The organism is Clostridium sp. (assembly GCF_021443865.1).
Taxonomy (GTDB): domain Bacteria; phylum Bacillota; class Clostridia; order Clostridiales; family Clostridiaceae; genus Clostridium.
This window is the reverse complement of sequence record NZ_JABUTB010000053.1, coordinates 13,800-31,229: the sequence shown is the minus strand read 5'-3', so window position 1 is coordinate 31,229 and position 17,430 is coordinate 13,800. Positions and strand designations below refer to the sequence as shown.

General features: G+C 28.6%; 15 protein-coding genes and 1 pseudogene. 6 read left to right on the top strand and 10 right to left on the bottom strand.

What is annotated here, in order from left to right; translation table 11 throughout:
* Positions 1 to 169 precede the first annotated feature (169 nt).
* Together HUJ77_RS10335 and HUJ77_RS10330 are read right to left on the bottom strand one after the other, a co-directional pair.
* A complete protein-coding gene (locus tag HUJ77_RS10335) occupies positions 170 to 1,882 on the bottom strand; it encodes an NADH-dependent [FeFe] hydrogenase, group A6 (protein ID WP_291708504.1) in 1,713 nt (570 codons plus the stop codon).
* Positions 1,876 to 3,708 (bottom strand): NAD(P)-binding protein, encoded by a 1,833-nt coding sequence (locus tag HUJ77_RS10330; RefSeq protein ID WP_291708503.1) that lies wholly within the window; start codon positions 3,706 to 3,708, stop codon positions 1,876 to 1,878. Before HUJ77_RS10330 ends, HUJ77_RS10335 begins: the two co-directional genes overlap by 7 nt.
* Positions 3,709 to 3,975: 267 nt before the next feature.
* Between HUJ77_RS10330 and HUJ77_RS10325 the strand changes: the two genes are divergently transcribed.
* Positions 3,976 to 4,107, top strand: a complete 132-nt coding sequence (locus HUJ77_RS10325; RefSeq protein ID WP_291708502.1) for a hypothetical protein — start codon at positions 3,976 to 3,978, stop codon at positions 4,105 to 4,107.
* Positions 4,108 to 4,247: 140 nt separating this feature from the next.
* Here HUJ77_RS10325 and HUJ77_RS10320 read toward each other — a convergent pair whose 3' ends face one another.
* The 3 genes from HUJ77_RS10320 to HUJ77_RS10310 all read right to left on the bottom strand — a co-directional run bounded on the left by HUJ77_RS10320 (position 4,248) and on the right by HUJ77_RS10310 (position 5,676).
* Positions 4,248 to 4,451: a hypothetical protein gene (locus tag HUJ77_RS10320; protein ID WP_291708501.1), complete on the bottom strand. Its 204-nt coding sequence runs from the start codon at positions 4,449 to 4,451 to the stop codon at positions 4,248 to 4,250.
* 129 nt (positions 4,452 to 4,580) lie between these two features.
* Positions 4,581 to 5,234, bottom strand: coding sequence for an HAD family hydrolase (locus tag HUJ77_RS10315; RefSeq protein WP_291708500.1), 654 nt, complete (start codon positions 5,232 to 5,234; stop codon positions 4,581 to 4,583).
* A 100-nt stretch (positions 5,235 to 5,334) separates the two neighbouring features.
* Positions 5,335 to 5,676, bottom strand: a complete 342-nt coding sequence (locus HUJ77_RS10310) for a hypothetical protein (protein ID WP_291708499.1) — start codon at positions 5,674 to 5,676, stop codon at positions 5,335 to 5,337.
* Between the two features lie 427 nt (positions 5,677 to 6,103).
* Here HUJ77_RS10310 and HUJ77_RS10305 point away from each other — a divergent pair, with 427 nt between their 5' ends.
* The 3 genes from HUJ77_RS10305 (at position 6,104) to HUJ77_RS10295 (ending at position 9,863) form a co-directional block, all read left to right on the top strand.
* A complete protein-coding gene (locus tag HUJ77_RS10305; protein WP_291708498.1) occupies positions 6,104 to 7,762 on the top strand; it encodes a sensor histidine kinase in 1,659 nt (552 codons plus the stop codon).
* Positions 7,763 to 7,775: 13 nt separating this feature from the next.
* Complete coding sequence (locus HUJ77_RS10300) at positions 7,776 to 8,498, top strand: LytTR family DNA-binding domain-containing protein (protein WP_291708497.1); 723 nt, start codon at positions 7,776 to 7,778, stop codon at positions 8,496 to 8,498.
* Between the two features lie 147 nt (positions 8,499 to 8,645).
* Positions 8,646 to 9,863: an OFA family MFS transporter gene (locus HUJ77_RS10295; RefSeq protein WP_291708496.1), complete on the top strand. Its 1,218-nt coding sequence runs from the start codon at positions 8,646 to 8,648 to the stop codon at positions 9,861 to 9,863.
* Between the two features lie 117 nt (positions 9,864 to 9,980).
* Here HUJ77_RS10295 and HUJ77_RS10290 read toward each other — a convergent pair whose 3' ends face one another.
* Together HUJ77_RS10290 and HUJ77_RS10285 are read right to left on the bottom strand one after the other, a co-directional pair.
* Complete coding sequence (locus HUJ77_RS10290; RefSeq protein WP_291708495.1) at positions 9,981 to 11,867, bottom strand: endonuclease MutS2; 1,887 nt, start codon at positions 11,865 to 11,867, stop codon at positions 9,981 to 9,983.
* 362 nt (positions 11,868 to 12,229) lie between these two features.
* On the bottom strand, positions 12,230 to 13,117 hold the full coding sequence (locus HUJ77_RS10285; protein WP_291708494.1) for a GNAT family N-acetyltransferase: 888 nt from the start codon (positions 13,115 to 13,117) through the stop codon (positions 12,230 to 12,232).
* 617 nt (positions 13,118 to 13,734) lie between these two features.
* Between HUJ77_RS10285 and HUJ77_RS10280 the strand changes: the two are divergent.
* Positions 13,735 to 14,088: pseudogene (locus tag HUJ77_RS10280) on the top strand (hypothetical protein); the annotation flags it as partial.
* Between the two features lie 160 nt (positions 14,089 to 14,248).
* Positions 14,249 to 14,725 (top strand): DNA starvation/stationary phase protection protein, encoded by a 477-nt coding sequence (locus HUJ77_RS10275; protein WP_291708493.1) that lies wholly within the window; start codon positions 14,249 to 14,251, stop codon positions 14,723 to 14,725.
* A gap of 83 nt (positions 14,726 to 14,808) precedes the next feature.
* Here HUJ77_RS10275 and HUJ77_RS10270 read toward each other — a convergent pair whose 3' ends face one another.
* The 3 genes from HUJ77_RS10270 to HUJ77_RS10260 are packed head-to-tail and all read right to left on the bottom strand — an operon-like array spanning position 14,809 to position 17,282.
* Positions 14,809 to 16,062: a HAMP domain-containing sensor histidine kinase gene (locus tag HUJ77_RS10270; protein WP_291708492.1), complete on the bottom strand. Its 1,254-nt coding sequence runs from the start codon at positions 16,060 to 16,062 to the stop codon at positions 14,809 to 14,811.
* Positions 16,055 to 16,735, bottom strand: coding sequence for a response regulator transcription factor (locus HUJ77_RS10265; protein ID WP_291708491.1), 681 nt, complete (start codon positions 16,733 to 16,735; stop codon positions 16,055 to 16,057). The genes HUJ77_RS10270 and HUJ77_RS10265 overlap by 8 nt, the downstream gene beginning before the upstream one ends.
* On the bottom strand, positions 16,728 to 17,282 hold the full coding sequence (locus tag HUJ77_RS10260; RefSeq protein ID WP_291708490.1) for a ubiquitin: 555 nt from the start codon (positions 17,280 to 17,282) through the stop codon (positions 16,728 to 16,730). Before HUJ77_RS10260 ends, HUJ77_RS10265 begins: the two co-directional genes overlap by 8 nt.
* Positions 17,283 to 17,430: the final 148 nt, after the last annotated feature.

Genomic DNA, 17,430 nt, shown 5'->3' with positions numbered 1-17,430 from the left:
CTAAATTAAAAATGTAGAATTATTGATGTAATTCCAAAGGAATTACTAAAAAGATATATACTTTAGAAACTCCCAAGGGAGTTTCTTCTTTAATTTTACATTTTTCATTATTCATTTTACATTGTGCCACAGCCCCATTCATTTATATATTATATAAAAATTATTTATATTAACGATGCTTGTTATGTGAAAAATGAAGAATTTCATGTGCAGTTCTAGATAATGGTTCTCCTAAATATTCATCGTAACATTTCATTATCATAGGATTCTCATGAGAAAATCTTCTTTCTGAGCTTTCATCAAGTCCATATAATACTTCTGCCCTATCTTTTGCAAACTCCTTATTATGGAATATAGGTTGTCCTCCTCCACCTGAGCAGCCTCCTGGACATGCCATTATTTCCACAAAATCATATTGAACTTCATTTCTCTCTATGGCATCCATAAGTTTTCTAGCATTACCTAATCCACTTGCTATAGCTACTTTTAAAGTAGTACTACCAATATCAAACTCTGCTTCTTTCCATCCATTCATTCCTCTAACCTTTTTAAAGCTATCTGCCTTTGGATTTTCTCCTGTAAGTAAGTAATAAGCACTTCTTAATGCTGCCTCCATTACTCCTCCAGTTGCTCCAAAGATAACACCTGCCCCAGTTCCATCACCTAATATATCATCCATATTTTCATCTTTTAAATCCCTAGGATTTATGTGTTCTGCCCTTATCATTTTTACAAGCTCTCTTGTTGTTAATACTGCATCTACATCAACACCTTCATCTGCTCCATTTATACCAGGTATATCTTTTTCATATTTTTTTGCAGTACATGGCATTATTGAGATACAATATATTTTTCTAGGATCAATTTTCATCTTTTCTGCAAAGTATGTCTTTGTTATTGCTCCAAACATTTGTTGTGGAGATTTTGCTGTAGAAAGTTTAGATACCATATCTGGATATTGTGATTTTATAAATCTTACCCATCCAGGACAGCAGGATGTAAACATAGGTGGCTTTTCACCTTTTCTTATTCTGTGAATTAATTCTGTACCTTCCTCCATTATAGTTAAATCAGCAGCAAAGGTAGTATCAAATACATAATCAAAGCCTATTTTTCTAAGTGCATCTACTATTTTACCTACAGTAGCCTCTTCTCTTGAAAGTCCTAATTCTTCACCCCAAGCTGCTCTAACTGCAGGAGCAATTTGTACTACTGTGATAATATCTGGATCTGCCAATGCTTCAAAAACTTTTTCAGTATCATCTCTTTCAACTAAAGCCCCAACAGGACAATGAGTTATACATTGCCCACATAGTGAACAATCTGTATCTTCAATTCTTTTATTATTAATTACACCAATATTAGTCCTAGAACCACTTCCTGTAGTATCCCATATTCCTAGAGATTGCACCTTATTACACACTTGAACACATCTCATGCATTTTATACACTTTTCATTATCTCTTATTAAAGGAAAATCTCTTCTCCATGGCTTATATTTTATTTCTTCTTTATAAGGTAAATAATTTATTCCTAAATCTCTTGAGATACTTTGGAGCCTACAACTTCCATTTCTACTGCAAGTAGCACAACGGAAATTATGTTGAGAAAGTATAAGTTCCACATTCATCTTTCTAGCCTTTCTAACTCTTGGGCTATTTGTTCTAATTACCATACCTTCTGAAATTGGAGTATTACAAGCTGCAGCAAGCTTATTGACTCCTTCAATCTCAACTAAACAAACTCTGCAGGCTCCAATTTCATTAATATCCTTTAAGTAACAAAGGGTAGGTATTTCTATTCCTGCCATACTTGCTGCTTCAAGAATTGTAATTTCTCTAGGTACAATTACTCTTTTATTATCTATCACTATACTTACCATCTATCTACTCTACCTCCCTTAAAAGCTCCACATCCCAAATGATCACAGCGCAAACATCTTCCAGCTTCCTGTTTTGCCTCCTCTAATGTAAGAGATTTTTCAACCATATTAAAATCTAGACGTCTTTCCTTTGCAGATCTTTCATACATATTAGATCTTCCCCAGGAAATACTGCTTTTGAATTTTATAGGTGGTATTTCTACATCACTCTTTATTACATGCTTATATCCAAAATAGCTATCTATATTAGCTGCTGCAACCTTACCAGAAGCTATAGCTCTAATAACTGTAGATGGCCCTGTTACACAATCACCAACTGCAAATATTCCTTTTTTACCATATACCTCTCCTGATTCTGATACAATTATTTTTCCTCCTTCAGTACTTATTCCACACTTTTCAAAGTACTTTGATTCAATATCTTGCCCTATAGCAACTATTACAATATCACAAGGTATAAATTGTGGTTCTCGCTTAGAATTAAGAGGCTTTGCTCTTCTATTTTCTATTGGTCCTATAATTTGAGGTTGAACCCATATTCCTTTAATTTTATCTTCACCATCTTTTTCTATGCTAAGTGGTGCCATAAGTTCTATAACTTCACAGCCTTCTGCAATAGCACCTTCTACTTCCTCAGGTAAGGCTGTCATATCTATTTTTCTTCTTCTATATACTATATTTACTTCAGATGCACCAAGTCTAACAGCAGTTCTTGCAGCATCCATAGCAACATTTCCTCCTCCTATTACAGCAATTCTCTTTCTTCTAAAATCAGGATGATTATCATCAGCCATTTCTCTTAAAAGTTGTACTGCTGATATTACAGAAGGTGAATCTTCTCCTGGTACTCTAAGTTTTTTATGACCGTGTGCCCCAATTGAAACATATACTGCATCATATTTTTCTCTTAGTTCTCCCAATAAAATATCTTTTCCAATAGAAATCCCTGTTTTCACTTCAACACCATTAGATAAAATAGTTTTTATCTCTCTATCTAATTGGTCTTTAGGCAATCTATAATTAGGAATTCCATATTGTAGCATTCCACCAAGCTTATTTCTTTTCTCAAAAATTGTTACTTTATGTCCCATTATACTTAAGTAATATGCAGCTGTAAGACCACTAGGCCCACCCCCTACAATGGCAACTGATTTATTTGTAGGTGGATAAGGTTTAGGTATAGGTACATACCCTGCTTCCTCCACAGCAGTTCTTTTTAATCCTCTTATATTTACAGAGTAATCTAAATTATTCCTTCTACATTTACTTTCACAAGGATGTTCACAAACAAGAGCACAAGTTAAAGGAAGTGGATTGTCTTTTCTTATAAGTCTAACTGCATCAGCATATCTACCTTCTTCCACTAATGCTATATATCCAGGTATATCAACTTCTGCTGGGCATTGTTCTGTACAAGGTATAGATTTTTCTTGCCTTTCTACACATTCATAACCACTTAAATGAAGTTCATAATCATCTCTAAATCCTTTAAGTCCAGTTAACACCATTTCAGCTGCTTCATAGCCTAATGCACAGTCTGCAGAATCTGCTATACCTTCAGCTGTTCTTTGTATAAGACTTAATGTATCTTCTGTTCCCCTACCTTCTAATACATCATCTATTAAATTTTCAAGTTGCTTTAGTCCAATTCTACATGGCACACATTTCCCACAAGTATGACATTGACATAGCCTTAAAAAGGCAGCTGCCAAATCTACTGGACATGATCTTTTAGGACTAACAGCTATTCTCCTTTGTAAATCTCCATATAATTCATCAATAGTTTCCTGAGCCTTATCTCTAGGAGTATTAATTAATCTATTCACTTTTCTTCCCCCCATAAATAGAATTTTTAACTTTCATTAAAATATTCTTTAATCTCACCCTTAAAATATATTTATAAATAAATGTATAGTATTTAATGTTTATTTTAAGTATACGTTTTCAATCCTTTTATAACTTTAATTTTACCCCTATCTTTAGTGTTGTCAATAACCTTTAACCACCTATATAATATATATATTGTTATTTAAGTTAAAAAATAGTAGTTAACGCAGAAAATATAAATATTTATAATAGCCCCTATAGCAACTATGCCAATTGAAATTGCTCCTACTGCCAATAATAGTCCTATAGCCATTGCTTCAAAACTTAATAATCCTATTGATATAACTCCAAAACTAATGATTCCAAAAGATAATATTCATAGTGATATTATTCCATAAGCTGTATTTCCAACAGCAATTATTCCCTTTGCCTTCTTTATTCCAATTCTTAAATTGATATGCACAAGAGGTAATCCTAATAAAGTTCTTTTACTTTTATACTCATAATCTATATATCTTCTATTTACATTAATTATTACTTATGAATACACATGCTTATCTTTTATTTCATTATTGTCATTACTTAATGAAGCCTGTAAAATATCATATTCATCCCTATCTTTAACTAAGCTATCTATAGTTATATTATATAATTCAGATAAGATAACAAGTTTATTTAAATCAGGCATTGATTGACTAGATTCCCACTTTAAGATTGCTTGCCTAAAATTTCTTTTTGTCAACCATAGGTTGCATACTTTATTTTTCTAATTCTTAAAGTTATTATATAAAAAAACATTCAAATAATTTATGGTAAAACGCCAATTTAAACAATAAAAATAGCAGCTTATTTTTAGCTACTATTTTTATTGTTAATTGTTAATTATTATATTTTTTAATTCTATTGTATTATCAGCTAAATAATTAGCACCTGCCTTAGCTAATTCTTCCTTCCCTCTAAAACCCCAAGAAACCCCAATGTTCTGAACCCCTGAATTCTTAGCAGTCATTATATCTACATTAGAATCTCCTATGTAGATACATTCACTTTTTGAGGCACCAAGTATTTCTATCATTTCTAAAACTGAAGTTGGGTCAGGCTTTTCTTTATAGTTTTCTCTATGCCCAAATACTATATTAAATCTGTTACCAAAATACTTATTTACTATTTCTATTGTAAAGTCATGTTGCTTATTTGATACAACTCCAAGTTTTATTTCCTTTATTCTTAATTCATCTAAAAGATCTATTATTCCATCATAAGGCTTGGTCATATCCATCATATGTTCATTATAATATTCGCTAAATACTTCTAATACTTTTTCTACTGTTTCTCTATCCTTTTTATTATCAGGTAAAGCTCTTTCCACTAATTTATATATCCCATTTCCAATAAAGGTTTTATATTTTTCTACTTCATGAATTGGAAAGGAAAATTTATTTAGAGCATAATTACAAGCATTTGCTAAATCATCTAATGTATTCAGTAATGTTCCATCTAAATCAAAGATTGCTACTTTAAACATTAATTCCTCCTAAACTATAACTATATTTTGTATTAATTATATCATAATAAAGTTAGAATGCTGCTTTATTTAGCAAATCCCAATTTATATAATTAGCTCTTTAATAAGGAAAGAATGGATAGTAAGGGAATGGATAAGGATAACCTATAGGAAATACCCTTCTAATAGAATTAAAGGGGTATCCTCTCCTTCTAAATCTTCTATACCTTGCCATTCCTGGTCTTCTTCCAAATTGCCTTTGTTCATTAGATTCATTGGTATCTTCTTCATCCATAATGTCTTCACCAACTAGCATGATAATTCCATTGGAATCTACTTTTTCAATAATTCCATCTACTGTACTTCCATCCTTCATAACTATAGTTATATGATACTCCTTTAATTTATTACAATCATCATATAACTCTTGTAGACTACCATAATCACCTCTGTCATAGTTCACTTTTAACACATCCTTTCTAATAGTATAATATTCCTAACTACTAGAGTTGGAACTATTTAGATACTATCTTTAGCAATTTAAACCATATAATTTTCTTATTTTATAAATTATAGTAACCTGGATAATTTCATTTACTTTTGAAACTTCATTAAATAAAATTTAATTCTAATTACAAATATGGTATAATAAAATATTATAGATTAAATATACAATATAATTCGCAAGTATTTCTTTCAAAAGCCCTTATTAGGCAGTATGGCTTCATATTAGCGCTACAGCACAATGTAAAATGAATAATTGAAAATGTAAGATAAAAGTAAAGTTTACTTAAATAATTCTATATTTCGCATTTTAATTTTGGAGCTGTTGCGACAGCTCCATTTTTTATAACCTTATTTACAGCTAAAGAAAGGAGATGAGGTTACCCTTGAATTATATATTTAGCATATTAATTCAATTAATTGATAGAGCTGTAGTACTTCTTGCATGTCTATTTGTTATAACAAGATTGCAAAGCTTTAGAAATATATTTCAAAGAGATACATATAGAAAAAAAGATTATTTAATTGCCTGTTCAGTATTTTCTATCTTTGCAATAATGTCAACTTATACAGGTCTTAATGTAGAAGGGTCCTTAGTAAATGTTAGAACTATTACTATAGTATCTGGAGGAATAATATTTGGTCCTTTTGTAGGAATTACAACAGGAGTAATATCTGGTGTCCATAGATATCTAATAGACATAGGAGGAGTAACTTCTATCCCTTGCTTAATAAGCAGTATTTGTGCAGGTGTAATTTCTGGATACATTAACAAAAAAGTTCAAAGAAAATATAGATGGATAGCTGGTATAATAGCTGGTATGTTTTCTGAATCCATTACTATGATATTAATTCTTCTATTAAGTAAACCTCGTGAATTAGGTTATGATATTGTATCTAAAATAGCTCTTCCAATGATTATAGGACAAGTTTCTGTTGGATTTATTGTTGTACTAGTTCAAAGTATAGAGGATGATAAGGAAAAAATAGCTGCTAAGCAAGCTCAATTAGCATTAGATATAGCAAATAAAACTCTTCCTTACTTTAGAAGTATTAATAATGAATCTTTAAATAAGATATGTACTATTATTAAAGAGGATATTCAAGCTGATGCAGTTTCAATAACTGATACTAAAAATATAATAGCTTATATTGGTGTTGGTAAAGAGTACTATAACATTGGTCATGAAATTATAAATGCTGAAACAAAGGAAGCCATTAGTAAAGATACTATAGTAATAAAAAATACAGGCTTTAAAGAAAAATCTGAATTACTAAAATCGGCTATTATAATACCTCTTAAAGAGAAAAATGAAGTTATTGGAGCTTTAAAAATATACTATAGAAATTCCAATCATATAACCTATACTGTAGAAACTCTTGCTATAGGACTTTCTCAAATAATATCAACTCTTATGGAAGTCTCAAAGGTTGAAGAAATGAAGGAAATGGCAAATAAAGCAGAACTTAAAGCTCTTCAAACTCAAATTAACCCTCATTTTTTATTTAATGCATTAAATGCTATAGCCTCTTCTATAAGAATTAATCCAAATAATGCTAGAGAACTTATAATAAATCTATCTAGTTATTTAAGATTCAACTTAGAACTAAATAGTGAATTTATAGATGTAAAGAAAGAATTAAAACAAGTAAGAGATTATATAGAAATAGAGAAAGCTAGATTTGGAGACAAGATAAATGTAATCTATGATATAGATGAGGTAGATATTAGAATTCCTAGCTTAACAATACAACCCTTAGTTGAAAATGCTATAGTTCATGGAATTTTAAAGGATACCCATAATGGAACAATTAAAATAAGCTTAAAGGATGAAGGTGAAAAAATTAAAATTTCTATAGTTGATAGCGGTATAGGAATAAGTGAAGAAATGATAAATAACATTTATACTGATAATGTTCCCGAAAAGAAAATAGGTCTTTATAATGTACATTCAAGAATTAAGCTTATTTATGGCGAAGGTCTTAATATAAAAAGGCTAGATAAGGGCACTATGATAGAATTTTTTATAAATAAAAATATATAAGAGGGTGAGATATATGAAGGCTATAGTAGTCGATGATGAATTCTTAGCAAGAGAGGAACTTAAATACTTTATTAAAAATTATAGTAATATAGATATCATTGATGAATTTTCAGATGGAATAGAAGTTCTTAAATATATTCAAAATAACGAAATTGATATTATATTCCTAGATATAAATATTCCTTCATTAGATGGAGTTTTACTTGCTAAAAGTATAAGTAAATTTATTAAAAAACCTTATATAGTTTTTATAACAGCATATAAAGAACATGCTGTTGAAGCTTTTGAAGTGGAAGCTTTTGATTACATATTAAAACCTTATTCAGAATCTAGAATTATTTCAATGTTAAAAAAACTAGAAAATATTGATAACCAAGAAAAAAGTCCCTCTCCTAAAAGTAATATATCAAATAAAATAAATCTATGGAAAAACGAAAAAATAATAGTAGTAGATATCAATAATATATATTACTGTATGGCAAAAGAAAGGATAACTTGTGTTTATACTAAAAATGAGGAATACACAGTAAACTTATGTATATCTGATTTTTATGAAAAGCTACCTAAAGATACCTTCTTCAAATCTCATAGATCTTATATTGTAAATATGAATAAAATAAGAGAGATAATCCCTTGGTTTAATAACACCTATAATTTAAAACTTCAAGATATTGATTATGAAGTTCCTGTAAGTAGAAGTAATGTAAAAGAATTCAGGCAACTCATGAACATATAAATGCATTTCATTTAAATTTATTTGTATTTCATTCATATAAAACTAATTTTATTTTTTATCCATTTATAATTAGTCTATAAACAATTTGCCATTATAAAAGGCATATGAAAAGGCTATATTTCAAAATAAATTTAGAGGTGAATGAAAATGAAAAAAACATTAGAAAATCGCTGGTTAATAGCTTTAGGTACAGTAATTTCTCAACTAGGTTTAGGCACTATTTATACTTGGAGTTTATTTAATCAACCCTTAGTAAATAAATTTGGATTTCAATTAAATAAGGTAGCTATTACCTTTTCTATAACTAGTTTTGCTTTAGCAGCATCCACATTAATTGCTGGTAAACTTCAAGACAAGCTAGGAATTAGGAAACTTACTTCCTTTGCAGGATTAATATTAGGATTTGGTTTAATATTAACATCAATAACTTCTTCATTACCTATGCTTTATATTACAGCTGGTGTAATAGTTGGAGCCGCTGATGGTATAGCATACATTACTACACTTTCAAATTGTATTAAATGGTTCCCTGATAAAAAAGGACTTATTTCTGGAATTTCAGTAGGCGCTTACGGTACAGGTAGTTTAATTTTTAAATATATTAACGGAAGTCTAATTAGTAATATAGGTGTTTCACAAGCCTTTCTTTACTGGGGAATAATAGCTATGCTTTTAATCGTAGCAGGAGCTCAATTTATAAAGGATGCTCCATTAGTAAATAAACATTCTAAAAATAATATTAATGTAAAAGAGTATTCAATAAAGGAAATGCTAAAAACAAAAGAAGCCTATGCTTTATTTTTAATATTCTTCTCTGCATGTATGAGCGGATTATATCTAATAGGAATAGTTAAAGATATTGGTGTTGAACTTGTTGGACTAACACCTGCTGTAGCCGCAAATGCTGTTGCTATGGTAGCAATATTCAATACATCAGGTAGAATTATATTAGGTGCTTTATCAGATAAATTTGGAAGATTAAAGGTGGTAATTCTATCACTTTCAATAACAACTGTTGCAGTATTTATATTAAGCTTTATACCTTTAAACTTTGCAATATTCTTTGCATGTGTTGCTTCAATTGCATTTTGCTTTGGAGGAGTTATTACAGTTTTCCCTGCAATAGTAGGAGAATTCTTCGGTATTCAAAACCAAACTAAAAATTATGGAATCATATATCAAGGTTTTGGTTTAGGAGCAATTTCAGGCTCATTTATATCATCAATAACTGGAGGATTTAAATCTACATTTATAGTTATTGGAGCTTTATGTTTAATCTCAATAGTGTTAGCTACTACAGTACAATCTATAAAACCTAATAAAAAGATTAAACATAGAACAAGCTATATACATAAGACTGCATAAGTATTTTTTTAAAGTTTGTTATTTATAAATTAGAATAAAGAAACTAGAAATATCCTATATAATAAACTACTGTGAAATTGAGTTTATCTATATAGGATATTTTCTTTTAAATTGATATTATATTGAATCTTTTCTTATTTTCTTTAATGCTTTTTTAGAGCCACGCTTAATATCATGATCTAACTTTCTTTCCTTATAGCTTATAAATAATTGATTTAAATCATATCCTTCTGGATATAATTCACTTGCCTTTACATCTAATTTTACTCTCTTATAATTTACTTCAATGACTTTGTTTTTATATAGAACTTCTAAGTTATTTATCTCATTTATTTCTTTATAAACTATAGCACTTTCATTATTATCTAAAAGAATTACTCTATCTCCAACAGAATAATTATATTTAGATTCTAAGATTTCTACCTCTTCTTTTTTCTTAATTATTTTGCTATCCCTTATTACTCCATAATTATAATCTTTTGTTTCAATATAATTTCTAGCTCTATTTATTATAGAATCAGAAATCCCCATCTTCTTTGATATATATAAGGCGTTACTATCACCGCTTCTACCAATATGAAGTTTGTATAATGGCTCTAAAGTATCCTTTTTAAATTCCATAGCTGCATTTTCAAAGTCTGGATGTGCCTCTGAGAAGTTTTTTATTTCTCCATAGTGTGTAGTAGCTATTGTAATACATCCCTTATGATACAATTCTTCTAAAATAGCTATTGCTAAAGCAGCTCCTTCATTTGGTTCAGTTCCACTTCCTATTTCATCAAATAATAGCAAAGTAGATTTTGTACTTTGTTTTATTATTTCTGCTAAATTCTTCACGTGAGAAGAAAAGGTGCTTAAAGCATTTTCAATACTTTGATTATCTCCTATATCAACGAATATCTTATCAAAAACGGATATTTCTGTTCCTTCATTAGCAGCTATATGAAATCCAGATTGTACTGCTAAAGTTAAGATACCTACAGTTTTTAAAACTACTGTCTTTCCTCCTGCATTTGGACCAGTTATTATTAATGTTCTATAATTATCTCCAACTTCAAAATTAAGAGGTACTACATTCTTAATTAAAGGATATTTTCCATTTACTATTTTTATATATCCATAATCATTTAATTTAGGTTTTATACCAGAAATCTCATTGCTATATTTAGCTTTAGCCCAAATCATATCATATTCAGCTATTACTTCTATATTTATTTTTAAATCTCTTATTCTTTCATTTAACATTTCAGTAAGCATACCTAATATCTTATATTCTTCAATGCTTTCTTCTATTTTTAAGGTTGCTAATTCTGAAGTATATCTAGAGATTATATTTGGCTCCATAAATACTGTTGATCCCTTTGATGAAGCTTCAATAACAGTCCCTTCAACATATTTTTTATAAGCTGACTTTATTGGAATTGTATATCTTCCATTTCTCTTACTTATAAAGAACTCTTGAATATATTGTTTATTCTCACTATTTTTTAAGAATCTATCAAGTCTTTCTCTTATCTTTTCTTCACAATCATCTATAAGTCTTCTTATCTTTTTTAGTTCCTTACTAGCATTAGAATCTACTACTGAACCTCTAATACACTTATTTATTTCCTCTTCTATATAGCTTAAATCTGTAATATTATCTCCATAACTACATAGTGTTGGCGCATAGCCTTCTTTGTCCTTAACAAATAACTTAACTTTTCTACATCCTCTTAGGAAATCACTTACCATAGTTAAATCCTCTAGGTCTAATGATGCTCCTTTTTCAATTTTTTCAATATGAGATGTTATATCAAATATTCCACTTAGGGGTATATGATATGAGGCCTCTATAAGCCTTCTTCCCTCTGAAGTTTCATCAAGTCTTTTATTTACAATTTTCAAGTTGCTACTAGGTTTAAGTTTATCTATTAATGTCTTTCCTAATCCACTAACACAGTAGCCTTTTACTATCTCTTTTAATTCATAATAATCTAATTTCTCTAATGTTATTTTATCCATTCATTTATTCCTTTCTTGTATTAAATACATACAAGTCACGAAATCTAGATAGACTTCATAGATAGTTTCTAAAAATAAAAAAAGCCATGGATACTTCCACAGCTAAAAAATTCAATCACAGATAAAGGTATAAAATCCCCTTGTAATTTTATTCGTGGACTTGTATCAATATAGTTTAATTAATTCCACAACAAATAAAGGTTACAAACCTAATTTTTTGGAATTAATATTAAGTTAACTATTTGATACTATACACTCACAAAAATACCTCTCTTTATTCGAAATCTATCTATTTTAAATATATTCTAAGTACCCTAATAATGTCAATACTTTTTCGATGATATACTTACTCCATAATAAATCTATGCATGGGATAATAAAGGGAATATTAATTTTTCTTTATGAAATATTGTCCCATTTTTACATCTAATAAATAGGGTGTCATCTTCATTATTTATTAGCTCTTCTCTATATAAAAAAGTATTCTTAGGAGTAAATCCTAAAAGTATTTTTTTAGTATTATCTTTCATTAATGCCTTTGTGACTTTTTCTAAGTCTATATTCTTCTCAGAAAATAAATCTAATAATATCATTTTCTCTTTATCATACTGGCATATTCCTATAGCATCATATTCCTCAATGTAATATATATTGTCCTTCATAAAATCATTACAATAAAACATTACAAGAGAAATATTATTAATATTATCCAACTTAGCTAATGATTTTTTATTATTCAAAATTCTAATTAAAGTATTTCTATCACTAGAAATATCGACATTTAATTTTCTTATTAATTCATTACCTTTTCCTTTAGAAGCTTCTAAGGAACATTGATACTGATTGTATTTTTTAAAGCCAAACTTAGGATAAAAGTTTAAAACTGTATCATTAGCAAAAAGATATATAAAATCACACTTATCTTCCCATTCTTCTATTACCTTATTTAATAAAAACTTATTTAATCCTTTGCCCCTATAGTTCTCATCTGTCATTACAGTACCTAATTGTATAAGAGTCTTTTTATCTCTTAAAATTATAAAGTCCATAATATTTACAGATACATTTGATATTACCTTATCTCCATCTAATAAAGAATATGGTATATATTTATTACCCCAATACCCATTATCAAACCACTTTCTAAAGTTAAAACCATATGTTTTCTCTGTTAATTCATTAAAACTTTCTCTTATTCTTTCATTATCTCTATAGTTAGATACAAATTCATATTCCTTATTATTAACCATAAATATTTCTCTCACTACCATCACCTACCCCAGACTCTTTATTATACTCATATAAATTAATTATACTCCTAAATATCTAATTTCTGTCCACAAGGGATTTAAATTAATCCACAAATTAAAGGTTAATTAAAAATAATCCACAAATAATTTGTGGATTATACTTAACAATTAACAAATTCCTCATATATTCCATAGCTTTTATGAACTATTATATATGTCTTATAATATTTTTCTTACATGGTTATTCTAAGAAAATATTATGCATAAGTTATAAATACAATTGTCTATAATAATATATTGATATATACTTATATTGAATTAATCTTAATAATATATTAATAATTATTAATTTATATATGGCTAATAGCCTTCTTATGATGATATATTTTATTAAATATGTTTTTATAGATTACTAATTTAAACTATGATAAACTTATAATTTGAAAAGGAGGGATTTATAATTATGTTACTCATTGATAATATTGAAAAATATTTGAGAGATCATGGAATCAGTCCATCCTATCAAAGAAAAAGAATCTTTGAATATTTATATAATAGCAAAGAACATCCAAGAGTTAATGATATATACTATGCATTAATANGAAAAAGGTGGCGCACCGTTGAAAGAAAACATGGCAGCCGCTTTAGTGATGTTGACAAATTGGCGAAAAGATCGTCCGTTTTATGATCCAGTGTGTGGTTCTGGTACGATCTGTATCGAAGCTGCCTTGATTGGACACAACATTGCACCAGGATTTAATCGTGAATTTGCTTGTGAATCATGGGATTGGTTTAGTAAAGATGTTATGGAAAATGTTCGAGCATTGTCAGAAGAGCAAGCAGACTATGATATTGAACTTGATATAGATAGTTTGAACATAGATTCTTTAAAAGGCTTTGATATCCATGATCAATCTTTTTATTTCAAGGGCATTTGCAGGAATTGTAAAGAGAAAGAAAAAACTGAATAATATGTATGTTATTACAAAGTATAGTTCATATATTTTTCATATGAACTATACTTTTTTTATTAAATATGGAAATTCTATTGACTTATTCCAATTTTAATATTATTATAATATTGTAATCAATACAAATTCAGAATTGTTTTAATAATGGGAGGTAATATTTATGAGTAAAAATTATATAGGTTTAGATAATAAAAAAATTGAGGGAGTAGTTAAATCACTAAATAATTATTTAGCAAATCTTAATTTATTATATGTTAAGATTCACAACTTACATTGGAATGTACAAGGTCATTCATTCTTCCAACTTCACACTGTATTCGAAGGATATTATGAAGGTGTAGGTAAATCATTAGACGAAGTGGCTGAAAGAATATTAACTTTAGGTTCTAGACCTGCTGCTTCAATGAAGGAATATATGAAGCTTGGTACTGTTAAAGAATTAGAAAGCAAAGGATTATCTGGAGAAGAAGCTATAGATATATTAGAAGCTGATTTCCTAACTATGATTAAGGATTCAAGAGATCTTCTTTCTATGGCAGAAGATGCTGAAGATTTAGGAACTGCTGATTTAATGGAAGGCTTAATTGCAGAGTATGAAAAAGCTCTTTGGATGATTAAATCTTATAAAGCTAATTAATTTATCATCCCAAAGTTTATTATAGATACTTATAAAAAAAATGAGGCTGTCGCGAAGCCTCATTTTTATTTTTTATAATTAATTTATATTTTTTTCGGTAAAAATACAGTTATTCTTGTTCCTATATCCTTTCTACTTAAAACAGAAAAATATCCCTTGTGGTTATCAATAATCCACTTTGCTATAGATAATCCAAGTCCTGTGCCACCATTTTTCCTAACTCTTGCTGTATCTGCTCTAAAGAAACGCTCAAATATATGTGTAACATCCTCTTCATTCATTCCTATTCCATTATCCTGAACAGAGAAATAGGGTTCCCCCTTGGTACTTATTCCTACTTTAAGCGTTATTAGTTCACCTTCATCTGTATACTTTGCAGCATTATCTATTAATATTCTTGCTGTTTGTTTTAATAAACCTATATCTCCATAAACTGAGGCTTGTTCTTTTTCAATATATTTATAGATATGATTTTTATCTATCATCTTAGATTCTTCTAAGACTTCAGTCATCATATCATTAAGTGAGAATTCTGCCATCTGAAGCTGTGTTTTACCATTTATCCCTCTTGCTAAGAATAGAAGTTGTTCTACTAGGTTTTTCATATTTTCTGATTCACTTTTTATAGCTTTAATAGATTCATCTAAAACACTTTCATCTTCTTTCCCCCAACGATCTAACATATTAGCATATCCTTGAATTACAGAAATAGGTGTTCTAAGCTCATGGGAAGCATCTGAAACAAATCTTGCCTGTTGCCTATAAGAGTCTCTCATTCTATCTAATAGGTTATTTATAGCTGCTTCTAATCCTTGAAGTTCATTATCTCCAATATGAATTCTCTCATCTGATGTTATTGGGCTAATTTTAGATATAGCATCTTCTAAACTCTGAAATTTTTCTTCATCAAAAGCCATATTACTAAGCCTACTTGCAGTTTCTGCTATTTCATTAATAGGCTTTAAGGTCTTTCTAATTCTTGCAGTTCCAAAAATTATTTCTTGGAATAAAAGTATTCCTTGGATAACCCCTATAATTTTAATTAGCTTTATAATATTATAAAGGAATTCGCTAGCTTCCTTAATTAAAATCTTTCCATCATCCCAAACTACTTTATAATTTGCAGTTTCTATAGGATAAAAGTTAATATTTCTTTTAGCAGTTTTCACAAGCTCACCATAGAAATCTAGCTCCCCTTCAATACACCAAAGACCTATTAATATTACTATTATACATATGTTAAGGAAAAGGAACTTAAAAAATAGCTCTCTTACAGAAATAGAATTAAGTTTTATTGCAATAGATGTAACATTTTTAATTTTATTTTTCTTACTCATCTTTTATTACGTATCCTACTCCACGAATTGTAGTTATAATCTTAACATTAAATCTATCATCTATTTTTGTTCTTAAATATCTTATATATACATCTATTAAATTCGTTTCTCCAATGTAGTCATAACCACATACCTTATCCATAAGAACATCTCTATTTAAAACTATATTTTTATTTTCCATTAATATTTGTAATAAAGTAAATTCTCTATTAGTTAATTCTATTTCTGTATCTCCATACATTACCCTATGTCTCATTTTATCTAAAGATAATAGTCCACACTTAATAATATCAGTATCTTTTTTAGTTACTACTACTCTCTTTTTTAATGCTGTTCTTATTCTTGCTAGAAGTTCTTCTATAGCAAAAGGCTTTGTTATATAATCATCAGCACCTGCATCAAGTCCTGATACTTTATCCATAACTGCATCCCTTGCTGTAAGCATAATTATAGGAATATCAGAAGTTTTTCTAAGCCTTCTTAGAACTTCTAACCCATTAAGTTCTGGTAGCATTATATCAAGAATAACTAAGTCTACCTCTCCTTTTTCTGCTATTTCAAGACCTGTTCTGCCATTATTAGCTTTTACTATTTCATAGCCTTCATGAACTAATTCTAGCTCTATAAATCTAGCTATTTTCTCTTCATCTTCAACTATTAAAATCTTAACCATGATTAAACCCCTTTTTAATTTCTTCCTTTATTTTTTTCACAAATAATGAAATTTCCGCAAATACCTTATTTACTTTTTCAGTATTAACTCTCTTTGAAGATACAGAAAACTCTATATCAAAGAAAAGTCCAACTATAATTAGTGGTATAACTATCCAAAAGGTAAAGATTAAAAGCAATACTAATACTGTAATAGGAATTTTTAAAAACATTCTTCCCTCTTTAGATATTTCAAAAAATATATTATTACAAGTATCTATTATCCTACATAGAGCTTCAAAAATCCCTTCAAAGCCATTTGCTCTTCTTGAACTCCATCTTTCTTCCTTTTTATCATATACAACTACATTATAATCATTACTATAAGTGTCTCTACTTTCATTAGTATAGAAAGTACTTATTGAAGGTCTTTTTATTTTTCCTTTTTCCTCTAAATATATCATAGCATCTAGCATATCCCAGTTATTAGCTTCTAAGGCTTCCTTTGCTTCTTCATAACTTATATTTGCTTTATCTTTTAATTTTTCTACAAGTTTAGGATTCTCCATAAATCTTCCTCCTATTATGATGCGAAAAAGCTTATTTATCAATCTTTTTCATATATTAAATTATATCATTCAGCTTATTACTTTGTATATTTTCACATAAAAATGAAGAGACTTTGAACTCTTCAAACTCTCTTCATTAATAATATAT

Excerpts from the sequence above, each read along its gene's own strand:
- HUJ77_RS10325 (WP_291708502.1), top strand. The coding sequence starts at position 3,976 with ATGCCAATTGAAATTGCTCCTACTGCCAATAATAGTCCTATAGCCATT.
- HUJ77_RS10335 (WP_291708504.1), bottom strand. The coding sequence starts at position 1,882 with ATGGTAAGTATAGTGATAGATAATAAAAGAGTAATTGTACCTAGAGAA.
- HUJ77_RS10265 (WP_291708491.1), bottom strand. The coding sequence starts at position 16,735 with ATGGTTAAGATTTTAATAGTTGAAGATGAAGAGAAAATAGCTAGATTT.
- HUJ77_RS10270 (WP_291708492.1), bottom strand. The coding sequence starts at position 16,062 with ATGAGTAAGAAAAATAAAATTAAAAATGTTACATCTATTGCAATAAAA.
- HUJ77_RS10300 (WP_291708497.1), top strand. The coding sequence starts at position 7,776 with ATGAAGGCTATAGTAGTCGATGATGAATTCTTAGCAAGAGAGGAACTT.
- HUJ77_RS10315 (WP_291708500.1), bottom strand. The coding sequence starts at position 5,234 with ATGTTTAAAGTAGCAATCTTTGATTTAGATGGAACATTACTGAATACA.
- HUJ77_RS10290 (WP_291708495.1), bottom strand. The coding sequence starts at position 11,867 with ATGGATAAAATAACATTAGAGAAATTAGATTATTATGAATTAAAAGAG.
- HUJ77_RS10275 (WP_291708493.1), top strand. The coding sequence starts at position 14,249 with ATGAGTAAAAATTATATAGGTTTAGATAATAAAAAAATTGAGGGAGTA.
- HUJ77_RS10285 (WP_291708494.1), bottom strand. The coding sequence starts at position 13,117 with ATGGTTAATAATAAGGAATATGAATTTGTATCTAACTATAGAGATAAT.
- HUJ77_RS10260 (WP_291708490.1), bottom strand. The coding sequence starts at position 17,282 with ATGGAGAATCCTAAACTTGTAGAAAAATTAAAAGATAAAGCAAATATA.
- HUJ77_RS10295 (WP_291708496.1), top strand. The coding sequence starts at position 8,646 with ATGAAAAAAACATTAGAAAATCGCTGGTTAATAGCTTTAGGTACAGTA.